This is a genomic window from Nonlabens sp., from assembly GCF_047636915.1.
Taxonomy (GTDB): Bacteria; Bacteroidota; Bacteroidia; order Flavobacteriales; family Flavobacteriaceae; genus Nonlabens.
The window spans coordinates 1-7,106 of the sequence record NZ_JBLIGN010000108.1 but is presented as its reverse complement, the minus strand read 5'-3'; the positions used below and the strand labels follow the sequence as shown (position 1 = coordinate 7,106).

Genomic DNA, 7,106 nt, shown 5'->3' with positions numbered 1-7,106 from the left:
AGCTACTTATTTTTAAGTTAAAAATTTAAGAAACGTCTAAAATTATTTTTGTACTACCGAAGTAGATCACATAAAATTTGATATTATATCATTACAAAAGCTTTTAGAAAGTCTTAGGATAGGAATCCATTCTATGGCTTATATATTATTTACACAATTATCGTTTTCAAATACAAGACGTTTTCTCATTAACGCTCGATGTGACACTACTTGGGAATGCTTATATATTTTTTGTCCTTTTGTATGCTACGGTAGGATTTAAGTTTTGTTATTCAAAAACCAAGAGTTGCTTTGGAATAATAACTATATGTAGTTTTATGAAATAAATTTTCAAATGATTGATTATACATTTGAAATATTTTTATACCTGAAGTACAAAGGAAATAGAAACGAATTTAGTCTGTTATTTTGATGTTTATTTAGTAGTAGACAATAGAAATAATTGTTGAGGTTAAACCTTTACTCTTTTTCAGAGTCACAGGAGGATAACATCTTCTATTTGAAAACCGCGGGATTACTTGCCTTATTTATTTTCACTCTATGTTTTATGGATAATTGTAAGGCGCAAAAAAATGATAACAATCACAATATCGCTATAGAGATCCTACCTACTTTTAAAGGAAAACAGATCTTAAAGAATAAATGGTACATAACCCTTTTAGGAGATTCCATACAAATCAGTAAATTACGTTTTTACCTTACCGATTTTGAATTATTCAACACTCAAGACAAACGTCTTCCCATACCAAAAAGCACTTATTTAATTGATGCTTTTAATAAACAGACACTTAGCTTTGAATTACATACTCATAAGAAACATAATTTTTCACAAATTACGTTCAAAATAGGGGTGGATGAAAAATTGCATGATGCCGGTGCACAAAGCGGTGATTTAGATCCCATTCACGGCATGTACTGGGCATGGCAAAGCGGTTATATTAATTTTAAATTAGAAGGAGAAAGCCCAAGTTGCCCTACGCGTAAAAATAAATTTTCTTTTCATATCGGCGGTTATAAATCACCGCACTCCACTACTAGAAACCACACTCTTGATTTGAAAGATAGGCTTTCTTCTAGCATTAAAATAGAAGTAGATATCTCCGTATTTTTTAAAGACATCAATTTATCTGAAAGGAATCAAATTATGATTCCTGGAGAAGCGGCATACCAGCAGTCATTAAAATTTCCTTTATTATTCTCTATCTCAAAATGAATAAGCGACCGATGTACATATCGTTTGCTTTACTCGTATCGTTTACGACGGCATTTACAGTTATAAAAGTTAAAGAAAGTTATTGGGACTATCCAGATTACTGGCCAGTTCCAGTTTATGATTTTAAGAAAAATCCAGTAACAGAAGAAGGTTTTCAACTGGGGAGAAAATTATTTTATGAGCCTGATTTTTCCCGAGATGGAACCATTTCCTGTGCGAACTGTCATTTACAGGCAACAGGATTCACTCACGTGGATCACGATTTAAGTCATGGAATTGATGGAAGAATAGGAAAACGCAACTCGCTAGCTTTAATGAACCTTGCTTGGAACAAGTCCTTTATGTGGGATGGCGGTGTAAACCATATGGATATGCAGGCATTGCAGCCTATTACTAGTGAAGATGAAATGGATTCTTCTCTAAAGGAAGTCGTTAAAAAATTAAACGCTTCTTCTAAGTATAGAAAACTCTTTTACAAGGTTTTTAAAGACAGTATCATTACGGGACAGCATACCTTAAAAGCACTTTCTCAATTTACTATTTCTCTAAATAGTTATACTTCCAAATACGATAAGTACATAAGAAAAGAAGATGATGTGACCTTTACTGATCAAGAAAAAAGCGGATTAGAATTATTTAAAAACAACTGTTCTAGTTGTCATAGAGCGCCACTATTTACAGCTACTGATTTTAAGAATAATGGTTTATCTATAGATACTACTTTAAATGATTACGGGAGATATGGAATAACAAAAAACCCAGTGGATTTTCTTAAATTTAAGGTACCTACTTTAAGAAATATTCAATTTACCGCTCCATATATGCACGATGGTCGCTTTGAGTCCTTACGAGAAGTTCTAGATCATTATGTAAACGCAGTAAACCATAACAAGACAACAGACAATGTAATTAAAGACATTAAGCTCTCCCAAAACAATAAAACAGACCTACTCGTATTTCTAAAAACGCTTTCAGACTTTGAGTTTTTGTACGATAAACGCTATTCCTTTCCTAGAGAAAAACCAAAACCCTAATCAAATAATCATGAAAAAAATCACCACCACAATAGCCATATTATGCGGCGTATTTGCCGCTATAGCACAAACAAATCCAGTGATTACAGACTGGCTACAGAATACCACCAATATTATGGGCAGGCATTACATAAACGGTAATTCTACGCCTGTAAATGACAACGTATTGGCAAATGTACAAAGCGTTGAATACTCGGCTAGTTGGGTTTATGTTTCTGCTACAGGAATACCAGCTTATATTACAGGGCCTTTTTTAGACGGAAACCCTTCTTTGGCATCAGATCAAAATGCGATTTATCAATTTCCGTTAATACCTTCTCAAAACACAGGAGCAGCTACAGCTACAACAGGTGGAAATATAGGTGTCTTTATTAATGGAGTCTCGTTATTTGATTATAGAGATGGAGTCTCTTGGAATTCTACTACCAATTCACTGTGTGGCGGACCAGGAAATCCACCCTGTCCTGGTGGCCCTATGGCAGCAAGAGACTGGAACAGAGATGCTATTCCCGCAGAGATGGGAGGATTCGACTGTGCAAAAGCACATCCAGCAATGGGAAATTACCACCACCACCAAAACCCCAGTGCCTTTGACCTAGACTTAATAGTCGTTTCTAATATCTGTTCTACTTACCCAGCAGATGGTTTGTATGTAATTGATCAAAATAGCCACTCACCACTTATAGGTTTTGCTTATGACGGCTATCCTATCTATGGCGCATATGCCTTTACAAATACAAATGGAACAGGTGCGGTAACCAGAATGAAATCAAGTTATCAATTAAATACTGCCGCGACGCGAACAAATGGGCCTGCGGTTAATGCGACTTATATAAATGGTTATTTTAGAGAAGACTATAGGTATGTAGCAAACACAGCGGCTGATTATCTAGATGAACACAATGGCCGTTTTGCAATCACACCAGAGTATCCCAATGGAACTTATGCTTACTATGCAACCGTAGATGCAAATCATAACAGCGCTTATCCTTATGTGGTGGGCCCTACTTATTATGGTAATGTGGTAGGTGGTGATGTAGCAAGTATTTCAGAGACTACAACTCCCTATGTGTTAAGTAATGAAAGTGTGGCGGCACTTGATGCTATTACTATTTATCCTAATCCATCCCAGGATTTTATCGCGATTCAGTCTACACTGTCGCCATTAGATTTAAAAGTTGCTGTTTATAATAGTCTCGGACAACTTGTATTAAAGGAACATATTTTACAGGGAAGTACACTGAGTGTTTTAGATACTACTGCATTGTATAACGGTGTTTATTTTGTGAAGATCAGTAATGATGCAAACACGGTGACCCACAAGGTTATTTTAGATAGATAGAATTATTATTTACAGATGGATACCTGTTTTGCTTTCGCGAAAGCGAACTTCTTAAAGAAGAGGATGCGGTACATGTTGAATTACGAGCGCTCGGACAAAGAACTATAGTAAAAATAAAAGCCTGCTAGAGGGTATAGAAAACTATCATCCAGCAGGCTTCTTTTTGAAGCTACAAAAACCTAATCATCATCATGATGCCCATGCCCATGATGACTGGTATTACCAAAAGGTTTCCAAATTATTCCAGCACTTAATATAAACCCATCTGTAGGCGCGTAGATTTCATTAAAAGTAGGAATTCCAGATATATCGACAGCTACAGTAGGAGAGAATCGGCTTTGCCTGCGGTCTGTTAAATTCTCAAAATTAAAGAACACATTTCCCCAGTCAAAGTTTTTCATTACGAGCAATCCCATAGTAAAGAAATCTGTAGTTTCTGTTCCATTGAATAGCAATTGCTTACCGGTATAATAGGTTTCATAACCTATGCGCCACTTTTCATTTTCGTACATGATGACACTACCAGCATTATGCTTTGCAGTAAGTGGTTTTTGAGGATTGCCATCTAGAAAATTTAATTGTGTATCAATGTGCGCATAGTTTAAGAACCATTTAAAGTCTTTATAAGAGAACTTTATATTGGTCTCTGCACCGCGACTCAGAGTTACATCTGTAGCATTAGAATATTCAAACATTCCAGCATTGGTAACGCTAGAATTTAAGAGCAAACCGTCATCAATAGCGGTTATATAAAACAGCTGATTTATAGTAAAGTCAATTTTGTCTGTAATAGCAAAACCATAGTCAAAATCGAGATTCAATCCATAAGAGGTCTCTGCTACCAGCACATTTTTATCAATTGACATAACATTTTGAAAATTCAAACGCTCTGCATCTTCTGTAAATAAATCTGGAATTTTGTAACCCAATCCACCACCTAAACGACTTGTAAACCTTCCATTACTTTTATATAACACAGATGCTCTAGGCAATGCAAAAAAGCCCCAATCTGTTGTAAAATCTGTACGTAGACCCGTTTCTAGAATCCAATTATCGTTCAAATCAGTTACATTATTTACAAAGGAACCTGCAGTAAGATCTTTTTGGTCACGTTCATTGGTTACCGCATCTTCATTAAAATTAGAAGAGTATAAATTAGCTCCAAAAATCCATTCTGTTTTTTCTGTATTAGTTTTATAATTTACCTCGGTAAACGTGTTGACCTGACTTCCTTTAAAATCCATATTAGGGAGGAGCAATTCTCGATTAAAATAGGCCACACTATTTTTGAATTGGAAGCTGGAGTTGTCACTTAGCTCTGTGTCCCATATTGCTTGAGTACTGAATCTGCGAGAAATATTTTCTTCGGTATACGCATTGCTATTATCTTTAATAGCATCGAGGTTTCCCCCTTTACGCTGGTCATAGGTTCCATTTAGACCTAACCAAATCGTGGTTTTATCACTTGGATAATAAAATACTTTAGGATTCAATGATATCGTTCTTGCTCGCGGTAGATTAGAAAATTTATCTCCATCAGGATCGTACTCTTTTTGAGAATTGGCACTTGCATATAGTGTCGTTCCCCATTTCTCGTCGCGTGCGCTATAAAACACATTTCCTGTAAGTCCCAAAGCCTGCGTTCCTACGAGCATTAAGTCCAGCTCTTTTTCTTCATTTGGTGTTTTTGAAACCATATCTACCAGTCCTGCGATAGCACCACCACCATAAAGTGTGGAAGAGCTTCCTTTAATAATCTCAAACTGGGCAATATCTAAAGGCGGTACCTGCATGATACTCAATCCACCTGCAAAACCTCCATAAAGAGGGAAACCATCTTTTAAAAGCTGTGTATAACGTCCATCGAGTCCTTGAATACGTATCGATTGATTGGCACTACTTTGCGAGGTTTGTTGCATTTGTATTCCCGTACTTTCTCGCAACATCATGGCGATGTTGGTACTGTTCATGGCTGTTTTTTCAATCAGTTCTTCTCCACCTATAAATTCTACTCGGGTAGGCGTGCGTTTGAAACTCCGAGAAGAACGTGTGGATTGGATCACGATTTCATCGAGTTCACCTTCTGCTTTGTGGAGTTCAAAATGGTAATTTAGTTGGTCTGGGACGATTGCTATAACCGTTTTGCTTTCGTGACCTACATAAGATACCGTAAGGTCATAAGTTCCCGCTGGCACATATTTGATAATCCCTTTACCATTAAGGTCAGACATAGCGCCTTTTTTTAGGCTTCTGATAATAGCATTGGCACCTAATAAAGGTTCGTTATCTTCTTCTGATATCACAGTTATTCGGATATCATAGGTTGTTTTTGATTGCGCTTTAGCAAAAGCGTAACACAGCAACAACACACTGCATAAAATAATTTTTTTCATGTAATAATTTTTAAATAGACTAAAAAAATGAGGCTGTTGTAGTTATTTCAGTTGCCCGTTGGATCTCATTTACATTGAGTTATCGAAGTGTTGATAAGCCTTTATCCCTAAGGAAATAATGGTCTTTGACAAATGTATTTTAAAAGTATTGAAGTGCTCATACGACATCTGAATTTTGAACAGTCTTCTGGAAAATTTAGCTATTTAATCGAGGCGGCTGTAGAATAGAGCCGTTATATCCATCATATAATGGATTATTATAAGAAGATATTTTCGTTTTTATTTCTGGAATATGTTGAAAATCCAGTATTTGAAATTCATAAGTAATTACATGAACGGAGCAGCAATTACACGGACAGAACGGAGAACACTGATCTTTTGGGTCGTGGTTTTTGTGGTCCTCAAGATCTCCACTAGCTTCCACTGGTGTCACATCGTCGTGGGACTCCACATTTGCATCATTGCATGGAATCATATGGAGACTTAAAAAATAAATCGAGAAAAGGAATAGAATGACTTTCACGTTGTAAAGATAAAAAAGGAAATTATACCAGCCATCACTTAAGAGGATTCTAATAAATGGAATTAAAATTACTTTGTTGCTCGTTCCAATCGATCATTGATAGATTTCCCCAATCCTTTATCTGGCAATCGATGCGCAACAATTACATCTAGATCTAATTGATCTAGTTGATGCATGGCATTGTACAATTCAGATGCGGCTTCTTTTAAATCTCCAATTTTAGAAAGGTAGATTATTTCAGAAACTTTAAAGTGAGCATGGTCCATAGAATGGAGCAGAAGCCCTATTTTTTTATCAGGATGCAGCGCGATGAAAGCGGCTATATTTTCAACTAGAAAAGTTTTTGTACGAGGTGCATAGTGCTTTTCTAGCATTCCTGGTGCGTTAGGTGCTTGCTCTTTATTGTTTTTAAGAATAACCGGACCCGCAACTGCGGTAATATCTTCCAGCGATATAGAACCCAATCGATACACTACAGGCTCGCCATTTTCAAAACCTACTATAGTAGACTCAATCCCATTTTCACAGTCACCACCATCGAGTATCATTTCCAATTCACCGTCAAAATAGCTCTTCACATGTTGCGCGGTCGTCGGGCTGA

6 protein-coding genes are annotated in these 7,106 nt (G+C 36.4%); 3 read left to right on the top strand and 3 right to left on the bottom strand.

Features of this window, described 5'->3' with window-relative positions:
• Nucleotides 1-499: 499 nt before the first annotated feature.
• Genes ACJAT0_RS11860 through ACJAT0_RS11850 form a run of 3 tightly spaced genes read left to right on the top strand, consistent with a single transcriptional unit; the run spans nucleotide 500 to nucleotide 3,589 of the window.
• The gene (locus ACJAT0_RS11860; RefSeq protein WP_415181827.1) at nucleotides 500-1,213 is read left to right on the top strand and encodes an MbnP family protein; all 714 of its coding nucleotides are present in this window, start codon (nucleotides 500-502) and stop codon (nucleotides 1,211-1,213) included.
• 11 nt (nucleotides 1,214-1,224) lie between these two features.
• Entirely contained in the window at nucleotides 1,225-2,247 is a 1,023-nt protein-coding gene (locus ACJAT0_RS11855; RefSeq protein WP_415181826.1) for a cytochrome-c peroxidase, read from the top strand.
• A 10-nt stretch (nucleotides 2,248-2,257) separates the two neighbouring features.
• Entirely contained in the window at nucleotides 2,258-3,589 is a 1,332-nt protein-coding gene (locus ACJAT0_RS11850; RefSeq protein ID WP_415181825.1) for a YHYH protein, read from the top strand.
• 179 nt (nucleotides 3,590-3,768) lie between these two features.
• On the opposite strand, the gene ACJAT0_RS11845 is transcribed toward ACJAT0_RS11850, so the two are convergent.
• From ACJAT0_RS11845 to ACJAT0_RS11835, 3 genes are all read right to left on the bottom strand, one after another.
• On the bottom strand, nucleotides 3,769-5,982 hold the full coding sequence (locus ACJAT0_RS11845) for a TonB-dependent receptor (protein WP_415181824.1): 2,214 nt from the start codon (nucleotides 5,980-5,982) through the stop codon (nucleotides 3,769-3,771).
• A gap of 196 nt (nucleotides 5,983-6,178) precedes the next feature.
• Nucleotides 6,179-6,505: a DUF6660 family protein gene (locus tag ACJAT0_RS11840; RefSeq protein WP_415181823.1), complete on the bottom strand. Its 327-nt coding sequence runs from the start codon at nucleotides 6,503-6,505 to the stop codon at nucleotides 6,179-6,181.
• Between the two features lie 68 nt (nucleotides 6,506-6,573).
• A partial coding sequence (locus ACJAT0_RS11835) for an L-threonylcarbamoyladenylate synthase (protein WP_415181822.1) occupies nucleotides 6,574-7,106 on the bottom strand: 533 nt, incomplete at its 5' end.